This window comes from Micromonospora sp. WMMA1996 (assembly GCF_002573675.1).
Lineage (GTDB): Bacteria > Actinomycetota > Actinomycetes > Mycobacteriales > Micromonosporaceae > Micromonospora > Micromonospora sediminicola.
Window position 1 is genome coordinate 911,144 of record NZ_PDHU01000001.1, and the last position, 23,054, is coordinate 934,197.

Genomic DNA, 23,054 nt, shown 5'->3' on the forward strand with positions numbered 1-23,054 from the left:
GGCCCGCCCTCCGTCAGCCCGGCGAGGGGGCACCCCCACGGGCACGGGCCGGCAGGACCACCCAGGCGAGGACCACACTCGCGACGAAAACCACAAGAAGGTACGTACCGAGTGTAGCCAGAGCGATACTCGCAATTCCGGCGATCAGCGCGATCCCCAGCAGCAGTGAACGCCCCTCCCAGCCCAGCGTGACGGCGTGCAGCGGCGGCGCCGACTGCCGCTTCTCCAGCCGGGCGGTCAGGTCGTAGTGGTGCAGCGTGAGCACCAGGACGTAGGCGAAGATCAGCCAGGCCGGCGCGCGCCCGGCCACCCCGACCGCGATGGCGAACAGATACTCCGCGGCCCGCAGCGCGGCCGGCACCAGCCAGTCCAACGCCCCGGCGTGCGGCGCCCGCGCGCCCTGGGCGGCGCCCAGCAGCAGCACGAGGACGAAGACCGCCGCCCAGTGCGGCAGGTCCCGCCCGCCGTGCACCGCCCACAGCGCCCAGACCAGCAGCCCCGCCGCGCCGAGCGCGGCCACCACCGCCACCAGCAGCGGCCGGCGCGCGGTCGGCAGCGTCCGGGTCAGCAGGCCGTCGTCCCGGTGCAGGCCGGCGTCGACCGTGGTCAGCACCGGCACCTTCATCCAGCGGGCCCGCAGCGTCCGCAACGCCCCGGTGTACGCGAACGCCAACGTGCCCCAGACCAGCACCGCGCAGAGCGCCACCAGCGGGCCGAACAGCGCGGCGGCCAGCGCGATCAGCGCCCACCGCTCGCCGATCGGGAACACCACCGTCCGCTTCAGCCAGTACGAGACCGAGCCGGTGTCCGCCTGCACCCGGGTCGACGCCGCGTTCAGCTTCCCGCCGATGCCGCCCGCGTCCCCGGTCACCACCTTCGGCCGGCGCGCGGCCTCGTCGTGCAGCGCGCCGTACCAGGTGTCGGTCATGTGCCGCACGGTCTGCACCGTCATCGCGGCCAGCGCCAGCGCCCAGCCGTACCGGAACCCGGCGTGCGTGGCCCCGTAGCCGAGGCCGGCGTAGACCACGTACTCCTTGAACCGGTCGGCCATGGTGTCCAGCCAGCCGCCCCAGGCGCTGAAGTGCCGGGTGTAGCGGGCCAACTGCCCGTCCACGCAGTCGAGCACGAAGCCCAGGTAGAGCAGGACCGCGCCGGCCACCAGCGCGGGCCGTCCGCCGACGCCGAACAGCACCGCCGCCGTCACCGCGAACGCCACCGACACCATGGTCACGCCGGTCGGGCCGATCCCGATCCGGGCGGCGGCCTTCGTCACGTACGGGGACCAGGTGCTGACGAAGAACGTGGTGAAGAAGTCGTCCCGCTCCTTCACCGACAGCTTCAGCTCGGCCCGGTCCTCGTCGACCGCCGCCACCTGCGCCTCGGCGGCCTGCCGCTGCGCCGCGTCGCCGGCCCGGTGCGCCACGAGCAGGCGTACCCGGTGGGCGAAGATCAGGGTGCCCCGGGCGGCGAGGTCGGCCACCAACCGGTCCAGGTCGGCGAGCGGCCCGCCCCCGACGGCGCCGACCCCGGGCGCGGACGCCGTTTCCGTCGGTCGCGGGTCCGGCGCGGACGCCGGAGCGGGGATGCCGCCCGCGGCCCGACGGGCGGCCTCGGCGAGGGCCGGCAGGTCGGCCGGGCCGACCCGCAGCGCGCCGCCGAACACGCCGGTCGCGTCCGCGACCGCGCCGGCCTCGACCACCTGCCCGCGCTCCTCGCGCACCGTCGCCTGCCCGGCCGCCGGCGGATCGGTGAGCACCAGCGCCACCGTCGGCCCGACCGGGCTGGTCGCGAGGTGCTTCAGTACGGCCGTGTGCGCCACCAGGTCGACGCCGCTGACCAGCACCGGGCCGGTCGCGCCGGCCACCAGGTCGGCCAGCTCGGCCAGGTCGGCGGCGATCCGCACGTCGTCCGCCCCGGCCCGGCGCCACTGCGCGGCCAGCCGGTCGGCCGGCGGTTCCCCGTCCTCGGTGGGGCGGCCCGCCGCCGGTCCGGCGGCGAGCACGATCGCGAGCGTCACCGCTGCGCCGCGTCGGCGTAGGCGGCCAGCGCCTCGTCGATCGTCCCGTCGACGATCAGTCGTCCGGCGTCGAGGTAGAGCCCCCGACGGCAGAACCGGGTGAGGTCCTTGTCGTTGTGTGACACCAGCACCAGCGTGCGCCCTTCCGCGAGAAGTCGCTCGATGGTCGCATAGCACTTCGCGCGGAACTCCGCGTCCCCGACCGCGGTCACCTCGTCCACCAACAGCACCGGGTGCGGCAGGTGCGCGATCACCGCGAAGCCGAGCCGCACCTTCATCCCGGACGAGTAGTGCCGCACCGACGTGTCGATGGCGCGTTCCACCTGCTCACCGGCGAACGAGACGATCTCGTCGAAGTGTCGCCGCAGGTAGGCCGGGGAGAGCCCGTGCAGCCCGCCCACCAGGTAGAGGTTCTCCCGGCCGGTCAGGTCGCCGGAGAAGCCGGCGGAGAGTTCCAGCAGCGGCGCCACCCGGCCGCGCACCGCGATCGTGCCCTCGTCCGGGATGAGCACGCCGGCGATGAGCCGCAGCAGCGTGCTCTTGCCGGTGCCGTTGCGCCCCACCACGCCGACCGTCTCACCCGGCTCGACCCGGAACGACAGGTCGCGCAGCGGCCAGAACCGGCCCGCGTCCGGGTCGCGCGCGCCCCGGTGCACGATCAGCTCCCGCAGCCGCAGTTGGCGGCGCCGGTTGCGGACGAACCGGATACCCAGCCCGTCCGCCTCGATGATCGCCGTCATTCAGAGTTCCTTCAGCACGGCCGGTTCGAGGCGGTGGAACGCCCACCAGCCGAGCGCCAGGACCAGCCCGCTGCCCACCACCGTGACGGTGAGCAGCCGGGCGTCCGGGAACTCGTCCGGATACCAGATCGCGTGGTGCAACTGGAAGATCCCGACCAGCGGATTCAGCTCGTACGCGACCTTGAGCCAGCCCGGCATGCCGGAGTCCCGGACCAGGTTCAGCGGATAGATGATCGGGGTGGCGTAGAACAGCACCCGGATCACCAGCCGCATGATCCGTTCGATGTCCCGCATCAGCACGTTGCCCGCCGACAGCAGCAGGGCCAGGCCCACCAGCAGCGTGAACTGCACCGCGACGGCCAGCGGCAGGGCGAGCAGGTTCCACCCCGGGCGGATCTTCCCGTGGGCCGCGTAGAGCACCGCGATGGCGACCAGGATCGGCAGGCCGGCCAGATACTCGGCGAACCGGCCGGCGACCCGCCCGATCGGGAAGATCGGTCGGGGCAGGTTCATCGTGGTGATCAGCCGGGACTGCCCGGTGAGCGCGTTGGCCGCCTCGGTCAGCGCCGAACTGGCCCACATCCAGGCGAAGATCCCGGTGATCAGGAACAGCGGGTACGAACCGGCCGCCTCGCCCAGGTGCCGTCGGGTGGCGCCGGAATAGAGCACCCCGAAGACGAACCAGTAGATCAGGCCCATGCCCAGCGGCTCGATCAGCGACCAGAAGTAGCCCAGCAGCGACTGCTGGTACTTCACCGCGAGATCCCGCCGGACCAGGATGCGCAGCGAGGTGCGGGCGGACCAGAGCGCCGCGACGGCGGACGTCACCGGGCCATCGTCGCGCCGTTCGTCGTCGGCGTGGCGGCCGTCGACCGGGGGTCACCCCAACGGGGTCAGCACTCGATCACGTTGACCGCGAGGCCGCCCCGCGCCGTCTCCTTGTACTTGACCTTCATGTCGGCGCCGGTCTCCCGCATGGTCTTGATGACCTTGTCCAGCGACACGTGGTGCACCCCGTCGCCGCGCAGCGCCAGCCGGGCCGCCGTGATCGCCTTGATGCTGGCCACCGCGTTGCGCTCGATGCACGGGATCTGCACCAGGCCGCCGACCGGGTCGCAGGTGAGCCCGAGGTTGTGCTCCATGCCGATCTCGGCCGCGTTCTCCACCTGCTCCGGCGTGCCACCCAGCGCCTCGGCCAGCCCGGCCGCCGCCATCGAGCACGCCGAGCCGACCTCACCCTGGCAGCCGACCTCCGCGCCGGAGATCGAGGCGTTCTCCTTGAACAGCACGCCGATCGCGCCGGCGGCCAGCAGGAACCGCACCACCCCCTCCTCGGAGGCGCCCGGGACGAACCGGGTGTAGTAGTGCAGCACGGCCGGGATGATCCCGGCGGCCCCGTTCGTCGGCGCGGTGACCACCCGCCCGCCGGCCGCGTTCTCCTCGTTGACCGCGAGCGCGAACAGCGTCACCCAGTCCATGGCCCGCAGCGGGTCGTTGCGCTCGTCCTCCGCCTCCAGGCCGCGCCGCAGCTCGGCCGCGCGGCGGCGGACCTTCAACCCACCCGGGAGTACGCCGTCGCGGGTGCACCCGTTCTCCACGCACTCGCGCATCACCCGCCAGATCTCCAGCAGCCCCGCGCGCACGTCCGCCTCACTGCGCCAGGACAGCTCGTTGGCGAGCATCACCTCGCTGATCGACAGGCCGGTGCGGGTGGTGACGTCGAGCAGCTCCGCGCCGGTGAGGAACGGGTGCCGGACCTGGGTGCTGTCCGGCTTGATCCGGTCCGCCCCGGCGGCCGCCTCGTCCACCACGAACCCGCCGCCCACCGAGTAGTAGGTGCGCGTACGCACCTCGTTCCCGGCGGCGTCGAACGCCGCGAACGTCATCCCGTTCGGGTGGTACGGCAACGAGCGCCGCCGGTGCAGCATGAGGTCCCGGTCCGGGTCGAAGTCGATCTCCTGGCTGCCGACCAGGCGGAGCCGCCGGTCGGCGCGGATCCGCTCCACCCGCGGCCCGACCGTGTCGGTGTCGACCGTCTCCGGGGCCTCGCCCTCCAGCCCGAGCAGCACCGCGCGGTCGCTGCCGTGACCGTGGCCGGTGGCGCCGAGCGAGCCGAACAGATCCGCCTGCACCCGGGTCACGTCGGCCAGCTGCCCGTCGGCCTTGAGGCCCGCCACGAACGTCCGGGCGGCCCGCATCGGCCCGACGGTGTGCGAGCTGGACGGCCCGATACCGACGCTGAAAAGATCGAAAACACTGATCATGGCTGCACTTTCCTCGCCGTCGTCCCCGTTGTGCGGATCCGAACCGGTGCGTGCCGTGTGCCCGCTCGGCGGGTTCGACGGCCCGGCGCCCGGGGTGTGGACGCCCGACCGGCGAGCCTACCTCCCCAGCTCACTACCCGCCCCACCCCGCCACATGCCCCCGCGGCCCGCGCTGAAGGACCCGAGCAGTCAGCCCCACGGCGCGCATCGACGAGCGTCGGTGGACGCGTCGGCGGGGGTGCGCCGGGGTAAGCACCTACGGGTGCCCGGGTCGCCGATCCTCCTCGGGGCCGAGGGCGCGGCGCGCACCCCTTTCTACCGTGGAATCAGCGCGGCGGATCGCCGCAGAAGTGGGAGACGACGATGAGTCGCAAACTGGTCCGGCCCCGCCAGGGGCGCATGATCGCCGGTGTCTGCGCCGGCCTGGGGCAGCGGTTCGGCATGTCGGCCGGCATGGTCCGGCTGCTGTTCCTGCTGTCGTTGCTGCTGCCCGGCACCCAGGTGATCGTCTACCTGGTCCTGTGGATCCTGATGCCGAACGAGGACCGCTACCTCGCCACCCGCTGACCCGACGCCGCCCGGCCCGAGCTGCGCGGCCCGAGCTGCGCGGCCCGAGCTGCGCGGCCCGAGCTGCGCGGCCTAATGAGAACGGGTGGCGGGAAGCCGGGTCACTGTCCGTAGTGAGTCACTGGTCGATTCCCCCGAAGACCGATATACCGCTGGGTCATATTTATGACTCAGCGGTATATCGCTCCGAACTCATGTGCCCCCGTAGACGCCAGGGCCGAGCCGCCGGGATGCCGAGCGGCCGGGGCCCGGGATGCCAGGACCGCGCCGTCGGGGCCTAGGGCCCTGGGGCGGGGGCGCTGGGGCGGGGCGCTGGGGCGGGGGCTGCGGGCCCGGGGCAGCGCGGCCGACACGCTGAGCCCGGGGCGGCGCGGCTGAGCCGGGGGTGGCGGGGCCGACACGCTGAGCCTGGGGTGGCGGGGACGGGGTGGCGGGGACGGGGCGGCGGGGACGGGGCGGCGGGGACGGGACAGGCCGCCGCGCGGCGGCCGGAGCGGGTGGCGGACACGACGGCGCCCCGCTCCGGAACGACCGGGGCGGGGCGCGTCGTGACAGGTCAGGGTGCCGTGTAGGTGACCGTCACCTTCTCGTAGCCGAGGGAGCGCAGCAGCCCCTCCAGCATCTTGCGGGTGTTCGCCTCGGCCCGCGCGCCGAGCCCGCTGTCCCGGGCGGCGGCGGTGATCCGGTCCTCGGCCAGCTTGTAGACCTGCTGCTGCCGGTTGGGGTCGCCGGACACCAGGTCGTTGAGCCGGTTGATCAGGCCCCGCTCCTCGGCGAAGACGTAGCTCTTGTCCATGTCCAGATCGGTCTCGCCGAGCTGCGGCGCGGGCAGCTTGATCTCGACGGACTTGCCGTCGTCGGAGACCACCACGGCGCCGTCGGCGATCTTCGTGAAGTCGACGTACGCCTCGACCCGGCCGGCCCCGACGAACAGCGTGCGCTCGTTGAGCAGGAAGTCGGGCACGTTGCGCCGGTCGTTCTGCACGTCGACCACCACCTGGAAGTTGCCCTCCGCGGCGACGTAGCGGCTCAGGTCACGGATCGACTTGAGCAGCGGCGGCTGGCTGCGGTCGGTCTGCTCCTTGGCGAACGGGTTGCGGAAGTCGGGCAGCAGGCCGGTCGCCTGCACGCCGAGCAGCACCACCACCGCCAGCGCGGCCGCGCCGAGCACCCAGAGCAGACCGCGTGCCGGGCCGCCGCCAGGCGCCCGGCCACCCGGCTCGGGTTCGAGCGGGGAATCCGCCCGGTCGCGCAGGGACTCGCTGGTCGGGTATTCCGGGAACTCCCTGGTGGGCTGGTTGATGTCACCGTCGCGGGCCATCGCCCCTCACCGTCCTCGTCCGACACATCGACTGACAATGACGGTACGGGCACCGTGCGACAGTCGCTCGTCGAGCGACCCGATCGGGTGAACGGGCAGGTCAGGCGAAGGCGGAAAGCCCGGTCAGCCGCTGCCCGATGACCAGCTGGTGGATTTCCGAGGTGCCCTCGTAGGTGAGCACGCTCTCCAGGTTGTTGGCGTGCCGCATCACCGGATATTCCCCCGAGACGCCGTTCGCGCCGAGGATCGTGCGGCACTGCCGGGCGATGGCCAGCGCCTCCCGCACGTTGTTCAGCTTGCCCACGCTGACCTGCTCCGGGCGCAGCTTCCCGGCCTCGGCCAGCCGGCCCAGGTGCAGCGCGAGCAGCATCCCCTTGTTCCACTCCACCGCCATGTCGGCGAGCTTGGCCTGGGTGAGCTGGAAGCCGGCCAGCGGCCGGCCGAACTGGGTACGGGTGGTCGCGTACGCCAAGGCGGTCTCCAGGCAGTCGCGGGCCGCGCCGAGCGCGCCCCAGACGATGCCGTGGCGGGCCTCGGTCAGGCAGCTCAGCGGCGCCTTCAGGCCGGTCGCGCCGGGCAGCTGGGCGTCCGCCGGCAGCCGCACGTCGTCGAGGGTGATCTCGCCGGTCAGCGACGCGCGCAGCGACATCTTGTGCCGGATCTCGCGCGCCGTCACCCCCGGCGTGTCCATCGGTACGGCGAAGCCGCGCACACCGTCGTCGGTGCGGGCCCAGATCACGGCGACGTCGGCGATCGGCGCGTTGGTGATCCACATCTTGCCGCCGGTGAGGATCCAGTCGTCGCCGTCACGGCGGGCGCGGGTGGCCATCGACGCCGGGTCGGAGCCGTGGTCCGGCTCGGTCAGCCCGAAGCAGCCGATCGCCTCGCCGGACGCCATGGCCGGCAGCCACCGCTGCTTCTGCTCCTCGCTGCCGAAACGCCAGATCGCGTACATGGCCAGCGAACCCTGCACCGACACCAGCGACCGGACGCCGGAGTCGCCGGCCTCCAGCTCCAGGCAGGCCAGCCCGTACGCGACGGCGGACGCGCCGGCGCAGCCGTACCCGGTCAGGTGCATGCCGAGCAGGCCCAGCTTGCCGAACTCGCGGGCCAGCTCGCGGGCCGGCACCTCGCCGTCCTCGTACCACCCGGCGACGTGCGGGCGTACCCGGTCGGTCACGAGCTGGCGCACGACGGCGCGGATCTGCCGCTCCTCCTCGCTCAGCGACGCGTCGATGTCGAGCAGGTCGAGAGGAGTCATGGCGTCACCTTAACCAAGCCTCAGCCGGGCGTCACTCGCCCTGGTCGCCGAGGACCAGCACCCGCGCGTGGATCTGGTTGCGTTGCTGGAGCGCGGCGCGCAGCGCCCGGTGCAGGCCGTCCTCCAGGTAGAGCCCGCCGTTCCACTGCACCACGTGCGGGAAGAGGTCGCCGTAGAAGGTGGAGTCCTCCGCGAGCAGCTTGTCCAGCGCCAGCTCCCGCTTGGTGGTGATGAGCTGGTCCAGCCGCAGCGGGCGCGGTGGGATCTCGGCCCACTGCTTCAGCGTGAAGTTGTGCTCCGGGTAGGGACGCCCGTCCCGGACCGCCCTGAAGATCACGGCGCGCTCTCCTCCCCCAGGCCCGGCTGACGATGTGGCTGCCAGCCTAACCGCTCAACTCCACCGTCCCCGCCGGACCACATCCTGCACCGGACGCCGCCCCCGGCGCAGCGACGGTGACCGGTGGTCGACGGCTCGGTAACCAATGGTGATCGCGCCGATCGGGTGCAGCTCCGGCGGTACCCCGAACGCCTCCCGGTACGCCCCGGTCCGCTGCGGCGGGATGCCGAAGAAACAGGCGCCCAACCCCTCGTCCACGGCGGTGAGCAGCATCATCAGCGCGGCGAAGCCGGTGTCCACGTACCAGTAGGGCACCGGCCAGCGTTCCTCGGCGCGGTCCGCCCAACCCTTGTCCGGCTCGGCGTACCGGTCGAGGTAGGCGTCCCGGTTGGCGTGCGGCACCACGATCAGCGGGGCCCGGCGCATGCCGGTCAGCCACCGCTCCCGGCCACCGCCGTCCGGCGTTGCCGCCGACCAGAACCGCGCCCGGTCGTCCGGCTCCTCCAACACCAGGAAGCCCCAGCCCTGCGCGAACCCGGCCGACGGCGCCCGCAGCGCGTGTGCCAGCAGCCGGTCCACCACCTCGGGCGGCACCGGCCGGTCCGGGTCGTAGTTGCGCACCATCCGGCGTCGCCGGACGACCTCGGCGAACTCCACGGTCAGGCCGCCGGCCGGACGCCCCAGACGCCCCGCCACGTCTGGCCGGCGTCGAGCGTGATCAGGTCCCGCCCGGACCGGAACGCGTCCGGCGGGCAGGTCATCGGCTCCACCGCGACCGACCGACGGTGCCGCTCGCCGCCGAGCGTGTCGCCGGTGAAGACCTGCCACCAGCCGAACTCGCGGTCCGCCCAGATCCGCAGCGACGACGAGCCGTCCGGCGCGCCGAGCGTCACCGCCGAGCCGCCGTCGGCCTCCCGCTCCACGTCGCCGAAGGCCATGTCGAGCACCAGGTCACCGATCGGGCGGGGGGCGGTGAAGTCGAACTCGGTGCCGCTCACCGCGCTCGCCGCCAGCGGCAGCAGCCGGCCGTCCACCTGCACCCGGCTCCGCCCCGGTACGCGCATCAGCAGCTCGTCGACGCCGACCTTGGGCAGCTGGAAGTAGGGGTGCACGGAGAAGCCGAACGGCGCCGGCTCGGCGGACAGGTTCGTCACCTCGTGCTCGGCGCGCAGACCCTCCGGGCCGACGCTCCACCGGCTGCGCAGCCGCAGCGCCCACGGGTAACCGGGGGTGGGCGGCAGGTCGTAGCCGAGCGTCACGCTCTCCGCCGACCGTTCGACCAGCTCCCACCGGACCCAGTTGACCAGGCCGTGCAGGGCGTTGTGCCGCTCCGGCTCGGTCAGGTCGAGCTGCAACGAGCGGTCCCCGAACGTGTAGACGCCGTCGCGGATCCGGTTCGGCCAGGGGGCGAGCACGTGCCCGGCCGAGCCCGGGCAGAGCTCGTCCTCGGCGTACCCGTCGAGGTAGTCCCGGCCGTCGTGCCGGTAGGCCCGCAGCCCACCGCCCACCTCCACCACGACGGCCTCGTGGCCGTCGGCGGCGATGGTCCACTGTGTCCCGGACGGTGGCTGCACGTCGATCCCCATGTCCGGGACCCTACCGTCAGCGACCGTCGTCGGCGTGGGTGGTCGCGCGATAGCGCAGCAGCGCGGGGAACGCCACCACCAGCAGCGTCGCGAGCACGGCCGCCGCGAGACCGCCGCCGATCATGGCGAACCCGGTGCCGAAACCGGCGGCCATGGTGCCGGCCCGCAGGTCGCCCAGCCGTGGCCCACCGGCCACCACCACCGTGTTCACGCCCTGGAGCCGGCCGCGCATCCGGTCCGGCGCGTAGACCAGCAGCATCGACTGCCGCAGCGTCGCGCTGACCAGGTCGGCGGCACCGGCCACGCCGAGCAGCAGCACCGCCAGCCAGAGCTGGCCGGCCAGGCCGGCGCACGCGATCGCCACGCCCCAGCCGACCACGGCCACGGTGAGCGCCAGCCCCTGCCGGCGGACCCGGCCGATCCAGCCGGAGGTGAGGCCGCCCAGCATCGCGCCGATGGCGATCGAGCTGTAGAGCCAGCCGACCGCCGCGCCACCGCCGAACCGCTCCTGCGCCAGCTCCGGGAAGAGCGCCCGCGGCATGGCCAGGATCATCGCGATCAGGTCGATGGCGAACGAGAGCAGCAGCACCCGCGTGGTGGCCAGGTAGCGGAAACCGTCGACGATGCTGGCCAGCCCGGCCTTGCGGACGCCGCCGTCCGGGTCCGGCTCCGGTGGCATCGCCGGCAGCCGCAGGGTGGCCCAGAGCGAGACGGTGAACAGCAGCGCGTCCACCCCGTACGCGATGGGCAGCGCCACGTCGACCCGCCAGGCGGCGAAGATCAGGCCGGCGGCGAGCGGGCCGAAGACGGCCGCGGCGGTGAACGTGGTGTAGTTCAGCGTGGTGGCGGCCGGGACCAGCTCGGCCGGCACCAGCCGGGGCAGGATCGCGCTGCGGGCCGGCGAGGTGATCGCGAACGCCACCGTCTGCACGGCCACCAGCAGCAGGAGCAGCATCGGACTGCCCGCCCCGGCCAGTGACTGCACCAGCAGCCCCAGCGTGGCGGCCCAGAGCAGGGCGCCGGCGGCGAGCAGCACCCGCCGCCGGTCCCGCGCGTCGGCGACCGCTCCGCCCCACAACCCGAAGACCAGCAGCGGCACGAACCCGGCGATGCCCAGCAGGCCGACCCAGAACGAGCCGCCGGTCAGGTCGAACATCTCCACCGGCACCGCGACGGCGGTGAACTGGAAGCCGAACATCGCCACCGCGTTGCCGAGCCACACCCGCCGGTACGCGGGCACGCCCAGCGGGCGCAGGTCGATCGCCCAGCGGCGCGCCCCGCGCGGCCGGGTCCTGGTGACCTCCGTCACGGTGCGAGCCGCTCGACGACCCAGACCCCGTCGCCGGTACGCCGGAACCGCAGCCGGTCGTGCAGCCGGCCGGCCCGGCCCTGCCAGAACTCCACCGTCTCCGGGCGGACCCGGAAGCCGCCCCAGTGCGGCGGCGCGGGAATCGGCTCCACGCCGGCGAACCGCTCCGCCGCCGCCCGGTAGGCCGCGTCCAGCGCGGCCCGGTCCGGCACCACCTCGGACTGGGTGCTGGCCCACGCCCCGAGCTGGGAGCCGCGCGGGCGGTCGGCGAAGTATGCCTCGGTCTCGGCCCGGTCGACCCGCTCCACCCGGCCCGTGACGGTGACCTGCCGCTGCATCGGGAACCAGGGGAAGACCAGGCTGGCCCACGGGTTGGCGGTCGCCTCGACGCCCTTGCGCGAGCCGTAGTTGGTGAAGAAGACGAACCCCTCCGGGTCGTACCCCTTGAGCAGCACGGTGCGTCCGCTGGGCCGACCCTGCGCGTCGGCCGTGCCCACCACCATCGCGTTCGGCTCGGGCAGCGGGTGGGCCACCGCGTCGGCGAACCAGCGGCCGAACTGGGTGTGCCAGTCCGGCGCCAGGTCCGGCTCGGAAAGGCCCAGGTCGGCGGCGTACTCGTTACGCATGCCGGCCGGGGCGGGTGTGTCGCCTGTCACTCTCGCCGTTCCTCTCCCGGGCGCGCCCGCGTCCCCCGACGCTGGCCAGGCCCCGCCACCCAGTCTTCTCCTCCCCGCCCGCGTGTCCACCGGCGGGGATGTCACGTGGCGCACACCGCCCGCGGGTCGCGCACCTGGTTACCCACCGGGCAAGATGTCACGAACCACTTCCCTGAGGGTCGCCTGAGCTGCGGGGCCGGATCAGCCCGCCCGGGCGCACCGAGCCCAAGCCAGGAGACGACATGTCCGATTTCAAGCCGGGCCTCGAAGGCGTCGTAGCCTTCGAGACCGAGATCGCCGAACCCGACCGCGCGGGCGGATCGCTGCGCTACCGGGGCGTGGACATCGAGGATCTGATCGGCCAGGTCTCCTTCGGCAACGTCTGGGCGCTGCTGGTGGACGGCCGGTTCGGCCCCGGCCTGCCGCCGGCCGAGCCGTTCCCGGTGCCGGTGCACTCCGGCGACATCCGCGTCGACGTGCAGTCCGCGGTTGCCATGCTGGCCCCCTACTGGGGTCTCAACCAGCTCCTCGACATCTCCGACGAGCAGGCCCGCGAGGACCTGGCCCGGGTGTCGGTCACCGCGCTCTCCTTCGTCGCCCAGTCGGCGCGCGGGCTGGGCCTGCCGGCCGTGCCGCAGAAGGAGATCGACAAGGCGGAGACGATCGTCGAGCGGTTCATGAAGCGCTGGCGGGGCGAGCCCGACCCGCGGCACGTCAAGGCCGTCGACGCCTACTTCATCTCGGCCGCCGAGCACGGCCTGAACGCCTCCACCTTCACCGCCCGGATCGTCGCCTCCACCGGCGCGGACGCCGCGGCCTGCATCTCCTCCGGCATCGGCGCGCTCTCCGGCCCGCTGCACGGCGGCGCGCCGTCGCGGGTGCTGACCATGCTGGAGGCGGTCGAGCGCAGCGGCGACGCCGAGGGCTACGTCAAGGGCGTGCTCGACCGGGGCGAGCGGCTGATGGGCTTCGGGCACCGGGTCTACCGGGCCGAGGACCCGCGCGCCCGCGTGCTCCGGCGCACCGCCAAGGAGCTGGGCGCGCCCCGCTTCGAGGTGGCCGAGGCGCTGGAGAAGGCCGCCCTGGCCGAGCTTCAGGCCCGCCGCCCGGACCGCGTCCTCGCCACCAACGTCGAGTTCTGGTCGGCCGTGGTGCTGGACTTCGCCGAGGTGCCGGCGCACATGTTCACCTCGATGTTCACCTGCGCCCGGATGGGCGGTTGGTCCGCGCACATCCTGGAGCAGAAGAAGCTCCAGCGGCTGGTCCGCCCGTCCGCCACCTACGTCGGCCCGGGCACCCGCAAGCCGCAGCAGGTCGAGGGCTGGGACGCCATCCCCCACGGCGTCTGAGGTGCAAGGAGGGGCCCCTTCTTAACGCATTCTGCATAGGCGGGGCCCCTTCTTAACGCCCGCGCTGTGGCGTACGCCTCAGGGCCGGGCGTGGGACCAGCGGCCGGTCGCGGCCGGTCGGGTGCGAGGATGAAGGCCGGCAGCGCTGCCGGCCGGGTTCGGATCCCGGCCGTCCCGTGCGCCCGACGCACGAGCCGGTCGCCGGTCCGCGCCCGCAGGAAGGGCCCGCCCTCGCCCATGCGGAAGGATCGAGACAACCGTGGCTGACGCACCGACCATCCGGATTCCCGACGACCTCAGGCCCGCCGACGGACGCTTCGGCTGCGGGCCCTCCAAGGTCCGTCCGGCCGCGGTCTCCGCGCTCGCCGACGTCGCCACCAGCTACCTGGGCACGTCGCACCGGCAGAAGACGGTCCGGGACCAGGTCGCCCGGCTGCGCCGTGGCCTGGCCGAGTTCTTCTCCCTCCCCGAGGGGTACGAGGTGGTGATCGGCAACGGCGGCACCACCGCGTTCTGGGAGGTCGCCACGTTCGGCCTGATCCGTGACCGGGCCCAGTTCGCCAGCTTCGGCGAGTTCGGCGCCAAGTTCGCCAAGTCGGTCTCCGACGCCCCGTTCCTGGGCGAGCCGACCGTGCGCAAGTCCGAGGCGGGCAGCGCGCCGTCCCTGGTCGCCGAGGCGGGCGTGGACGTCTACGCCACCCCGCACAACGAGACCTCGACCGGCGTGGCGGTGCCGATCAGCCGGGTGCCGGGCGCCGACGAGGGCTCGCTGCTGCTGGTCGACGCCACCTCCGGCGCCGGCGGCCTGGACGTCAACGTCGGCGAGACCGACGTCTACTACTTCGCCCCGCAGAAGTGCTTCGGTTCCGACGGCGGCCTCTGGCTGGCGCTGATGTCGCCGGCCGCGCTCGCCCGGGCCACCGAGATCAAGTCCTCGGGTCGCTACATCCCGGCCTTCCTCGACCTGGTCACCGCGATCGACAACTCGCGGCTGGAGCAGACGTACAACACGCCCGCGCTGGCCACCATCTTCCTGGCCGCCGAGCAGACCGACTGGATGAACTCCCAGGGCGGCCTGGCCTGGGCGGCCAAGCGCACCGCCGAGAGCGCCGGCATAGTGTACGGCTGGGCCGAGCGCTCGTCGTTCGCCACCCCGTTCGTGTCGGACCCGGCGCTGCGCTCCAACGTGGTCGCCACCGTCGACTTCGCCGACGGGGTGGACGCCACCGCGATCGCCAAGGCGCTGCGCGCCAACGGCATCGTCGACACCGAGCCCTACCGCAAGCTCGGCCGCAACCAGCTGCGGGTGGCGCTCTTCCCGGCCGTCGAGCCGGCCGACGTCGAGGCGCTCACCGCGTCCATCGACTACGTGGTCGAGCGACTCTGATCGTTCCGTCACGGTGGGTGGTCGTCGGGGCTCCGGCGGCCACCCACCGTGATCATTGCCGCAGCTCAGTCGCGACATGCCGGGGTGTCGCAGTCCCCATGTCCGGGTAGATGAGCGTACGGTGGTGCGAGACGCCCGGGTGGCCGGCTCCCGTGGCGTGACGGCCAGCGAAGCGGGACGGAGGCAAGCCCATGCGCCCAGTACGCTTCGTCGCCCTCTCCGAGGACGGCCAGGCCCTGGTGCTCGCCGACGAGGTGGGGCGCCTGCTCGCGTTGCCCATCGACGAGCGCATCGCCTCGGCGCTGCACGCCGAGCCGGGCGCGCCCCCGCTCGCCGTGGTGCCGTCCGCCACCGACCCGACGCCGTCCCTGTCCCCGCGCGACATCCAGGCCCGGATCCGCTCCGGCGAGTCCGCGGAGGACGTCGCCCGCATCGCCGGCGTGCCGGTCGACCGGGTGCTGCGCTACGCCGGCCCGGTGCTCCAGGAGCGGGCCATGCTCGCCCAGCACGCCCGCCGCACCCGGCTCAAGGGCGCGGAGAAGCCCACCCCGCTGGCCGAGGTGGTCAACGGCCGGCTGGCCCAGCACGGGATCGACACCGAGAAGATCTCCTGGGACGCCTACCGCCGCGACGACGGCACCTGGCGGATCATCGCCACCTGGCCGTCCGGCAAGGCCACCGCCCAGGCGGTCTGGGACCTCGACAAGACCCGGCAGAACGTCGCCCCGCACGACGACATGGCGCAATACCTGTGCGCCGAGCGTCCGACGCCGATCCTCGGCCAGGAGCCGGCGCCGGAGCGGGGCGGCCACGCGCTGCCCGGTCCGTCGCGCGGCGAGCCGAGCCGGGGCGGGCACGGCCTGCCGGCCGCGTCCGACCACGCCCGTCCGGGGCGGGACCCGATCCGCGCCGGCCGGGACGCGCTGCTCGCCTCGCTGGACCGGCCGCTCGGCGGCACGTCCGGTCGTGGCCTCGACACCCGGTCCCCGGCCGCGCTGGCCGGGTCGGACGCCCCCCGCCAGCGGGCGGTCGCCGGTGGTGCCGCCGCGCTGCTCGGCGGCGGGCAGGGTTCGGCGTTCGACGACGACTCGGACGCGCCGAAGGAGGTCCCGGCCGTGCCGTCGCTGGCTGTGCTGCGGCCTCGGCGCACCGGTCCGGCGGCGGCGTCCGGCGGCTCGGGCAACGAGTCCACCGACGCCGCCGGCAAGCCGCGCAAGCGGCTCCCGAGCTGGGACGACGTGCTGTTCGGCAGCGGCCCGGCGGCCCGCGAGTCCTCCTGATCCTCCGGTCCGCCCTGGCTCGTCGACAAGGCACTCGAAGTGCCCGCGTGCCAGGGTGGACCCATGGAGTACACGAACCTGGGACGCACCGGACTGTCGGTGAGCCGGCTCTGCCTCGGCACGATGAACTTCGGGCCGCAGACCGACGAGCCGGACAGCTTCGCCATCATGGACCGGGCGCTCGAACACGGGATCAACTTCTTCGACACCGCGAACGTCTACGGCTGGAAGCTCGGCGAGGGCGTGACCGAGCAGATCGTCGGCCGCTGGTTCGCCCAGGGCGGCGGGCGGCGCGACAAGGTCGTCCTGGCCACGAAGGTCTACGGCAAGATGGGCGAGTGGCCCAACGACCAGGGCTTGAGCGCCCGGCACATCATCCGGGCCTGTGAGGACTCGCTGCGGCGGCTCCAGACCGACACCATCGACCTCTACCAGATGCACCACGTCTCCCGGACCACGCCGTGGGAGGAGATCTGGCAGGCGATGGAGACGCTGGTCGCCCAGGGCAAGGTGCTCTACGTCGGGTCGTCCAACTTCGCCGGCTGGCACATCGCGCAGGCACAGGCGGCGGCCGGCAAGCGCAACTTCCTCGGCCTCGTCTCCGAGCAGTCCATCTACAACCTGCTCACCCGGCACGTCGAGCTGGAGGTGATCCCGGCCGCGCAGCACTACGGCCTGGGCATCATCCCCTGGTCGCCACTGCACGGCGGGCTGCTCTCCGGGATCATCCGCAAGATGGCCGACGGCAGCGCGGCCCGGGGCGCCAGCGGCCGCTCGGCCGACGCGCTGGCCGAGCACCGGACCACCATCGAGGCGTACGAGAAGCTCTGCGCTGACCTCGGCCAGGACCCGGCCGACGTGGCGCTGGCGTGGCTGCTGTCCCGGCCGGGCGTGACCGCCCCGATCGTCGGTCCGCGCACCATGGACCAACTCGACCGGAACCTCGGCGCCCTCGACGTGCACCTGGACGACCCCACCCTCACCCGCCTCGACGAGCTGTTCCCGCCCGTCGGCAACGGCGGCCCCGGCCCCGAGGCCTGGGCCTGGTAGGTGCAAGGAAGGGCCCCCGCTTAACGCCTCCGGTATAGGCGGGGGCCCTTGTTAACACGGCGCCGCATGACGGGTGACGGGCAGCCGGCAGCCGGCAGCTCAACGCTGCGGATGCCGGTGGCGAGCTGTCACAGCCGCCAGGCGGCGAGCTGTCACAGCGGCCAGGCGGCGAGGCGGGTGTGGCGAGCGTTCCGCCCGAGGTGGCTGCGGACCAGGACCAGCTCGTCGGCCGGCCACTCCGGACCCTCGTACCTGTGCAGATCCTCGCGGTCGGCGCAGACGTCGGCGGCGGCGACCCGGTCACCGGGACGGGCGATGGTCAGGTGGGCACGGAACGGCTTGTCGTCGTGGGGCAGCTCGGCCCGGCGCAGCCCGGCGCGCACCAACCGGGCGAGCGTGTCCAGCGCGTCGGCCTCACCCCGCACGTCCACCCACAGCACCGTGGAACGCCCCTGACCGAAGCTGCCACCACCGCCGAGGCGCAGCCGAGGTGAGCCGGCCCGGCCGTCGCGGAACGCCTGCGCGGCCAGCCCGAGCGCGCTCTCGACGTCGACCAGCCGGTCGTCCGGCACCTCGCCGAGGAAGGCCAGCGTCAGGTGCAGGTGATCCGGGTCGGCGAGCCGCACCTTGACGCCGGCGGCGGAGGCGGCGCCGACACGCAGCCCGGTGATCCGCCGGGCCAGGTCGGCGACCGCCGCCGGAGGCGGGTAGACCGCCACGAAGAGGCGCACCCGGTCAGCGGTGCCGCTGGTGGTGCGCCGCCCGCGCGGCGGGCAGGGTCAGCCCGGCGGCGTGCAGCAGCCCCTCGACGCGTACCCGTTCGATCTCCCGGTCGACGCCGTCCAGCTCGGCCAGGTGCTCGGCGATGCCCAGGGCCCGGCAGGCGGCCCGCAGCCGCTCGTCGTACGCCTCGATGACCGCGCCGTGCCACACCACCGAGCGGTCGGCGGCCGCGAGCCGGTGGCCGCCGAGCCGGCGCAGATCGGTGGCGAGCTGCTCCAGCGGGCGGCGGCCCTCCCGGTCGAACTCGGTGAGGTCGATGTCGCGGGTCAGCGCCTCGGCCTCGATGGCCCGGTCGAGTCGGGCGACGGTGCGGCGTTCGCGGCGTCGGTCGCGCCAGTCGGCCCAGCCGCAGGCGACCCGGTCGAGGATCTCGTCGGCGCAGAAGACCAGCGCGATCAGAGCGGGCAGGCAGCAGACGGCGAGGATCGTCAGCGCGAGTAGCAGCTCCTGCCCCAATCCCACACATCGACGCTAAGCCCTGCCGCACCCGGCTGCCACCCGTTCCGGGAATCCGACTGGTACGGGTGTTAAAAGGGGACCCCTCCTCTACCGAATGCGTTAAGAGGGGGCCCCTCCTTTCACTCGGCCCCGGGGGACACCACGTAGAAGCGGGGCATCGGCAGCACCCGCATCCGCAGCCGGGCGCCGGAGCGGCGCAGCTGCCAGGTGAGCGCCAGCAGCGCTGCGGCCAGTGAGATCAGGCCACCCATCCAGATGCTCGCGCCGGCGCCGAACCGCTCGGCCACCCACCCGATGATCGGCGCGCCGACCGGGTTCGTTCCCAGGAACACCAGCACCCACAGCGCCATCACCCGTCCCCGGAAGGAGGCGTCGACGCCGAGCTGCACGCGCTGGTTGGCGGCCTGGGCGAAGAAGACCATGAAGAACCCGGTGGGCAGCAGGAGCGAGACCACCATCCAGTACGCCGGGGCGAGCCCGACCAGGGTGCCGAAGCTGGCGCAGCCGATCGCCGCGCCGAGCACCAGCCAGACCGAGGGCCGGCTGCGCCGGCCGGTCCCGGCCAGCGCACCCACCAGCGCGCCGACCGCCAGCGCGGTGCTGAACAGGCCGAACGAGGCGGCGCCGGTGTGGAACACGGTCTTGGCCAGCGCGGCGAGGGTGAGCTGGAAGTTGAACAGGCTCATCCCGATCACCGACATGACGACCATCGGCAGCAGGAGGTCGGGGCGGCGCGCCACGTAGCGCAGGCCGTCCACCACCCGCGCCTGGTCCCGCTCGCCGGCCGGCGGCAGGTCCTTGCGGTGCAGCTCCTGCGGGCGCATCCGCACGACGTTGACCAGCGGGGCGATCGAGCTGAGCGCGGTGACCAGGAAGACCGGGCCGACGTCGAAGGCGGCGATGGCCAGGCCGGCGACGGCCGGGCCGACGATCCGGGCGGAGTTGAACACGGCCGCGTTGAGCGAGAGCGCGTTCGGCAGCAGCGGCATGCCGACCAGCTCGGAGACGAACGCCTGCCGGACCGGGGTCTCCACCGCGTTGGCGACGCCGAGCAGGGCGGCGAACGCGAAGACGTGCCAGAGCTGCACGACGCCGGTGACGACCAGCAGGCTCATCCCGAGCGCCAGCACGGTCCAGAACGCGTTGGCGACGAAGAGCAGCATCCGCTTGTCGTAGCGGTCGGCGAGCCGGCCGGAGAGCAGGGTGAGCAGGAGTACGGGGGTGAACTGCAACGCGGTGACCACGCCGAGCGCGGTCGCGGAGTTGTCGCTGAGCTCGAGGACGAGCCAGTCCTGGGCGATGAACATCATCCAGACGCCGATCAGTTTGATCAGCTGCCCGGTGGCGAAGAGTCGGTAGTTGCGGACTCGTAGGGACTGGAACATCGTGCTCAGCTTGGCCTGCACTCTAGGTGCGCCTCCTCGCGTCGGGTACGCCTCATCCACAACGGACGAAGCGAACCGCGCGACGCGGTGTCAGGCGCGGGCGATTGCCTGAAGGATGTCCGCGGCCCGCCGTAGCGTGTCGCGTTCCTCCTCGCTGAGCGCGGCCAGCCGGCTGGCCAGCCACTCGTTGCGGGCCCGCTCGAACTGGTCGAGCACGGCCCGTCCCCCCTCGGTCGCCGCCAGGATGACCTGCCGTCCGTCGGTCGGGTGGGGGGTGCGCTGCACGAGGCCCCGCTCCTCCAACTTCGCGACGATCTTCGTCATCGTGGGCGGCTGCACCCGTTCGACGTCGGCCAGTTCCCGGGGCGTGAGGGCGCCTGCCAGCTTGAGGCTGGTGAGCGCCGACAGCTGGGTGACCGTGAGGTCGCCGACCGGCCGGGCCTGTCGGACCCGCCGGTTGAGTCGGGTGATCGCATCTCGCAGCTGGGGGGCCAGCTGCGCCGGTGGCACGCGTTTCGCCGTCACCGTCCGCTCCGTCACACTCGTTAGCTTAACTAATGAGCCTGGCTAACGACATGCGTTATGACCAGGCTCACCAGCGTCAGAGCAGCACGGACTCGATCGGCCCGCGCAGGAAATAGAGGATGAAGAGCGCGGCCACGCCGTACAGCAGGGGGTGGACCTCCCGCGCCTTGCCCTTCGCCAGCTTCACCAGCACGTAGCTGATCACGCCGGCCCCGATGCCGTTCGAGATCGAGTAGGTGAACGGCATCAGCACGATGGTGAGGAACGCCGGGATGGCGATCTCGTAGTCGGTCCAGTCGATCGTGCGGACCGCCGTCATCATCAGGAAGCCGACCACCACCAGCGCCGTCGACGCGGCCTCGAACGGCACGATCGCCGACAGCGGCGCCAGGAACATGGCCAGCAGGAACAGGGCGCCGGTGACCAGGTTGGCCACGCCGGTCCGGGCGCCCTCCCCGACCCCGGCCGCGCTCTCGATGTACGAGGTGTTGCTCGACACCGAGGCCGCGCCACCCGCGGCGGCGGCGATCGAGTCGACCAGCAGGATCTCCTTGGCGCGCGGCGGGGTGCCCTGCTCGTCGAGCATGTCCCCCTCCTGGCCGATCGCGACCATCGTGCCCATGGTGTCGAAGAAGTCCGTGATCAGAAGCGTGAAGACGAACATCAGCGGGACCAGCCAGCCGACCCGGGTCCACGAGTCCAGCACGTTGAAGTTGCCCAGCAGCGACAGGTCCGGCAGGTCCACCACCTGCTTCGGCAGCTCGGGCACGTTCAGCGCCCAGCCCTTCGGGTTCGGCTTGCCGTCGACGAAGGACGGGCCGATGTTGCCGATCGCCTCGACCACGACGGCCAGCACGGTGGAGGCCAGGATGCCGATCAGGATCGCGCCACGGACCCGGCGGACCACCAGCACCACGGTGATCAGCAGGCCCACCACGAAGACCAGCATCGGCCAGCTGACGATCTTGCCGTTGATGCCCAGCCCGACCGGCACGGTGCTGTTCGCCGCGTCCGGCACCCGGCGCACGAACCCGGCGTCGACCAGGCCGATGATGGTCAGGAACAGGCCGATGCCGACGCCGATCGCGGTCTTGAGCTGCGTCGGCACGGACCGGAACACGGCGGTACGCAGCCCGGTGAGCACCAGGATGCCGATCAGCACACCCTCGATGACCACCAGGCCCATCGCGTCCGCCCAGGTCATCTGCGGCGCGATCTCGAAGGCGACCAGCGCGTTCACGCCCAGCCCGGCGGCCAGCGCGATCGGGAACCGGGCCACCACCCCCATCAGGATGGTCATCAGACCGGCCACCAGCGCGGTGGCCGCGGCCAGCGCCGGGATGGCCAGCGTGCGCCCGTCGGCGTCCTCCGCGCCGCCGAGGATCAGCGGGTTCAACACCACGATGTACGCCATCGTGAAGAACGTCGCGAACCCGCCCCGGATCTCCCGGCCGGTGGTGGACCGGCGGGCGGAGATCTCGAAGTAGCGGTCGAACGCGTTGCGCGGGTGCGCGGGGTCGGGCGGCGTGCCGTGATCCGGCGGCGGAGCAATGGACATCGGGTCCTCATCGTGTTCATCGACCGGTTTTGTCGCGCGCATCGTCCCAGATCACCCGGCGGGCAGGGAAGGACGATCACGTACGCTGGACCGGTGCCCCGAGAGCAGCAGCCGCGGCCCGAGCCGCTCGACCCGCCGATGGTGCCGTTCGCCGTTGCCGGGCTGATCGCCTGGGCGGTGGCCGGACTGGTGCTGCTGCTCTTCTTCCGCGACTGGCTCACCGCGCACGGCCACCAGAACTGGCTCTGGACCTGCCTCGCCGGTTTCCTGTGGGGCTTTCCCGGGCTGGCCACGATGATGCGGCACGACGCCAACCGGCGCCGCCGCCGGGCGGCCGCCGAAGTTCAGCGCTGACCGGTCAGGAGTGGCCGTACGGCTCCGCCGGCTCGGCCGCCTCCACCGAGCCCGGGGCGCGGCTGACAGACATGGCCTCGACCGCGCTGTCGTCGTAGACCGTGGGCAGCTCGTCGACCGGCGTCTCGGCCGCCGCCTCGACCAGCGTCTCCGAGTGCGCGCCACAGCCGTGGTCGGCGCTGACCACCCGGCCGTCGTCCGGGGCGAAGAAGTTGCCGCAGGCGCCGAAGGCCAGCCGGAGCGCACCGGCCAGCGGCAGGTAGAAGCCGCAGGTGCCGCAGCGGGCGGCGGCCGGCGCGGCGGCGGAGATCGGGGCGTCCGGCCCGTGGTCGCCGTCGTACCAGCGCTGGGCGGTGTCGGCGCGTCCCTCGCGGGACAGCACCCGGGCCCGGCCGAGGCCCAGCTCCCAGGAGGTCTCCTCCACGGCCGGGTCGTCGGAGAGCAGGTAGCCGGGGGCGAGTCGCTCGTCGTCGGCCGGGGTGGGCAGCAGGTCGCCCGGGCCGAGGTCGCCCGGCTTGAGCCGCTCCTGCCAGGGCAGCCAGCCCGGGGCGAGCAGCGCGTCGGGGCCGGGCAGCAGCACCGTCTCGCAGATGGTGACGTGCTTGCTGCGCGGCACCCGGGTCACCGTGACGGCCCAGCGCCAGCCGCGGTAGCCGGCCATCCGGCAGTCGAAGTAGTGGGTGACGACCCGGTCGCCCTCGGCGACGGCCTGGAGGTGGTCGCCGACGTCGGTCGGCTCCACCTCGGTGATGGCGTCGCGGGCCACCTCGACGGCGGCGGCGCAGGCCTGGTCGAGCCGGGGAGCACGGGCGGAGGCGGGCCTGGTCACCGGTCCATTGTTCCCCATGCCCGTGGAACGGTGACAG

Annotated in this window: 23 protein-coding genes; 6 read left to right on the forward strand and 17 right to left on the reverse strand. The window is 73.1% G+C overall.

All coding sequences use genetic code 11. The annotated features are described in order from the left end of the window. Positions 1–13 precede the first annotated feature (13 nt). The 4 genes from COO58_RS04455 to COO58_RS04470 form a co-directional block, all read right to left on the reverse strand. A complete protein-coding gene (locus COO58_RS04455) occupies positions 14–2,017 on the reverse strand; it encodes a DUF5941 domain-containing protein (RefSeq protein WP_098743937.1) in 2,004 nt (667 codons plus the stop codon). After that, positions 2,014–2,757: an ABC transporter ATP-binding protein gene (locus COO58_RS04460; protein WP_098743939.1), complete on the reverse strand. Its 744-nt coding sequence runs from the start codon at positions 2,755–2,757 to the stop codon at positions 2,014–2,016. Before COO58_RS04460 ends, COO58_RS04455 begins: the two co-directional genes overlap by 4 nt. Then, complete coding sequence (locus COO58_RS04465; RefSeq protein ID WP_098743940.1) at positions 2,758–3,585, reverse strand: ABC transporter permease; 828 nt, start codon at positions 3,583–3,585, stop codon at positions 2,758–2,760. A gap of 65 nt (positions 3,586–3,650) precedes the next feature. Next, entirely contained in the window at positions 3,651–5,021 is a 1,371-nt protein-coding gene (locus tag COO58_RS04470; protein WP_098743942.1) for an L-serine ammonia-lyase, read from the reverse strand. Positions 5,022–5,384: 363 nt separating this feature from the next. Here COO58_RS04470 and COO58_RS04475 point away from each other — a divergent pair, with 363 nt between their 5' ends. Next, positions 5,385–5,588 (forward strand): PspC domain-containing protein, encoded by a 204-nt coding sequence (locus COO58_RS04475; RefSeq protein ID WP_026267959.1) that lies wholly within the window; start codon positions 5,385–5,387, stop codon positions 5,586–5,588. A 556-nt stretch (positions 5,589–6,144) separates the two neighbouring features. Here the strand turns inward: COO58_RS04475 and COO58_RS04480 are convergent. The 7 genes from COO58_RS04480 to pdxH all read right to left on the reverse strand — a co-directional run bounded on the left by COO58_RS04480 (position 6,145) and on the right by pdxH (position 12,028). Further along, positions 6,145–6,909, reverse strand: coding sequence for a DUF4230 domain-containing protein (locus COO58_RS04480; RefSeq protein WP_091583246.1), 765 nt, complete (start codon positions 6,907–6,909; stop codon positions 6,145–6,147). A 100-nt stretch (positions 6,910–7,009) separates the two neighbouring features. Beyond that, a complete protein-coding gene (locus COO58_RS04485) occupies positions 7,010–8,170 on the reverse strand; it encodes an acyl-CoA dehydrogenase family protein (RefSeq protein ID WP_098743943.1) in 1,161 nt (386 codons plus the stop codon). 31 nt (positions 8,171–8,201) lie between these two features. Further along, positions 8,202–8,507 carry a type II toxin-antitoxin system VapB family antitoxin gene (locus COO58_RS04490; protein WP_089154454.1) on the reverse strand — a complete coding sequence of 102 codons (306 nt, stop codon included), beginning with the start codon at positions 8,505–8,507 and terminating at the stop codon, positions 8,202–8,204. A gap of 54 nt (positions 8,508–8,561) precedes the next feature. Beyond that, the gene (locus COO58_RS04495) at positions 8,562–9,164 is read right to left on the reverse strand and encodes a nitroreductase family protein (protein ID WP_098746097.1); all 603 of its coding nucleotides are present in this window, start codon (positions 9,162–9,164) and stop codon (positions 8,562–8,564) included. A gap of 2 nt (positions 9,165–9,166) precedes the next feature. Further along, positions 9,167–10,093 carry an aldose 1-epimerase family protein gene (locus COO58_RS04500; RefSeq protein ID WP_098743945.1) on the reverse strand — a complete coding sequence of 309 codons (927 nt, stop codon included), beginning with the start codon at positions 10,091–10,093 and terminating at the stop codon, positions 9,167–9,169. Between the two features lie 16 nt (positions 10,094–10,109). Next, positions 10,110–11,402: an MFS transporter gene (locus COO58_RS04505; RefSeq protein WP_098743946.1), complete on the reverse strand. Its 1,293-nt coding sequence runs from the start codon at positions 11,400–11,402 to the stop codon at positions 10,110–10,112. After that, positions 11,399–12,028: a pyridoxamine 5'-phosphate oxidase gene (gene pdxH, locus COO58_RS04510; RefSeq protein ID WP_098743948.1), complete on the reverse strand. Its 630-nt coding sequence runs from the start codon at positions 12,026–12,028 to the stop codon at positions 11,399–11,401. The genes COO58_RS04505 and pdxH overlap by 4 nt, the downstream gene beginning before the upstream one ends. A gap of 272 nt (positions 12,029–12,300) precedes the next feature. Here pdxH and COO58_RS04515 point away from each other — a divergent pair, with 272 nt between their 5' ends. From COO58_RS04515 to COO58_RS04530, 4 genes are all read left to right on the forward strand, one after another. Then, positions 12,301–13,407 (forward strand): citrate synthase 2, encoded by a 1,107-nt coding sequence (locus COO58_RS04515; RefSeq protein ID WP_091583263.1) that lies wholly within the window; start codon positions 12,301–12,303, stop codon positions 13,405–13,407. A 259-nt stretch (positions 13,408–13,666) separates the two neighbouring features. Then, complete coding sequence (serC, locus tag COO58_RS04520) at positions 13,667–14,794, forward strand: phosphoserine transaminase (RefSeq protein WP_098743950.1); 1,128 nt, start codon at positions 13,667–13,669, stop codon at positions 14,792–14,794. Between the two features lie 191 nt (positions 14,795–14,985). Beyond that, on the forward strand, positions 14,986–16,074 hold the full coding sequence (gene sepH / locus COO58_RS04525) for a septation protein SepH (protein ID WP_091583270.1): 1,089 nt from the start codon (positions 14,986–14,988) through the stop codon (positions 16,072–16,074). Positions 16,075–16,137: 63 nt separating this feature from the next. Next, positions 16,138–17,124, forward strand: a complete 987-nt coding sequence (locus COO58_RS04530; RefSeq protein WP_091583275.1) for an aldo/keto reductase — start codon at positions 16,138–16,140, stop codon at positions 17,122–17,124. A 152-nt stretch (positions 17,125–17,276) separates the two neighbouring features. On the opposite strand, the gene thpR is transcribed toward COO58_RS04530, so the two are convergent. The 5 genes from thpR to COO58_RS04555 all read right to left on the reverse strand — a co-directional run bounded on the left by thpR (position 17,277) and on the right by COO58_RS04555 (position 21,834). After that, positions 17,277–17,855: an RNA 2',3'-cyclic phosphodiesterase gene (gene thpR / locus COO58_RS04535; protein WP_098743951.1), complete on the reverse strand. Its 579-nt coding sequence runs from the start codon at positions 17,853–17,855 to the stop codon at positions 17,277–17,279. 4 nt (positions 17,856–17,859) lie between these two features. After that, positions 17,860–18,369 (reverse strand): hypothetical protein, encoded by a 510-nt coding sequence (locus COO58_RS04540; protein WP_098743953.1) that lies wholly within the window; start codon positions 18,367–18,369, stop codon positions 17,860–17,862. A 116-nt stretch (positions 18,370–18,485) separates the two neighbouring features. Next, on the reverse strand, positions 18,486–19,772 hold the full coding sequence (locus tag COO58_RS04545) for an MFS transporter (RefSeq protein WP_091583287.1): 1,287 nt from the start codon (positions 19,770–19,772) through the stop codon (positions 18,486–18,488). Positions 19,773–19,841: 69 nt separating this feature from the next. Then, positions 19,842–20,291 carry a MarR family winged helix-turn-helix transcriptional regulator gene (locus COO58_RS04550; RefSeq protein WP_176558738.1) on the reverse strand — a complete coding sequence of 150 codons (450 nt, stop codon included), beginning with the start codon at positions 20,289–20,291 and terminating at the stop codon, positions 19,842–19,844. Positions 20,292–20,352: 61 nt separating this feature from the next. Continuing rightward, the gene (locus COO58_RS04555; protein WP_091583290.1) at positions 20,353–21,834 is read right to left on the reverse strand and encodes an NCS2 family permease; all 1,482 of its coding nucleotides are present in this window, start codon (positions 21,832–21,834) and stop codon (positions 20,353–20,355) included. Positions 21,835–21,972: 138 nt separating this feature from the next. Between COO58_RS04555 and COO58_RS04560 the strand changes: the two genes are divergently transcribed. Further along, complete coding sequence (locus COO58_RS04560) at positions 21,973–22,188, forward strand: DUF2530 domain-containing protein (RefSeq protein ID WP_369700189.1); 216 nt, start codon at positions 21,973–21,975, stop codon at positions 22,186–22,188. 4 nt (positions 22,189–22,192) lie between these two features. Here the strand turns inward: COO58_RS04560 and COO58_RS04565 are convergent, their stop codons facing one another. Further along, a complete protein-coding gene (locus COO58_RS04565) occupies positions 22,193–23,035 on the reverse strand; it encodes a DUF3027 domain-containing protein (protein WP_098743956.1) in 843 nt (280 codons plus the stop codon). Positions 23,036–23,054 lie beyond the last annotated feature (19 nt).